The organism is Exiguobacterium sp. s152 (genome assembly GCF_018618335.1).
Classification (GTDB): Bacteria; Bacillota; Bacilli; order Exiguobacteriales; family Exiguobacteriaceae; genus Exiguobacterium; species Exiguobacterium chiriqhucha.
This window is the reverse complement of record NZ_JACSLX010000034.1, coordinates 1-390: the sequence shown is the minus strand read 5'-3', so window position 1 is coordinate 390 and position 390 is coordinate 1. Positions and strand designations below refer to the sequence as shown.

General features: G+C 47.2%; 1 protein-coding gene. It reads left to right on the top strand.

The features are described 5' to 3' along the window. Positions 1 to 181: 181 nt before the first annotated feature. The coding region (locus KNP72_RS15780; protein WP_251129066.1) for a YolD-like family protein at positions 182 to 390 on the top strand (209 nt) is incomplete at its 3' end.

Below are 390 nucleotides of genomic sequence, written 5' to 3'. Positions count from 1 at the left end.
AGCGAAGGAAGACGGGCCGGAGGGCGCGTCATTTTTTTGACGTCCCTTGCACCGACGACCAGCGAGCTAGAGTACGGAAACAGGACGCACGGAACACCAATCACGAAAAAGGCTGTTCAAACGGGACAAATCGGGTATAAAATAAGAACAAACGTTCGTTTTATTGAGAGGGGTAATTATTATGACGATGTATCGCGATCGGGGAGAGTTGAAATGGATCCCATTCCTCATGCCCGAGCACAAGGCGCTACTGACGAAATACTATAAAGAGATTCAAAAAATTGAGATGCCAGATATCGATGAACAGGTCCTATCGGTCTATGAGAATGTGCTGAACGACGCGATCTTCAGCGGAGATTTGGTAGAGGTAAAATATGTGGAGAAGCGGGA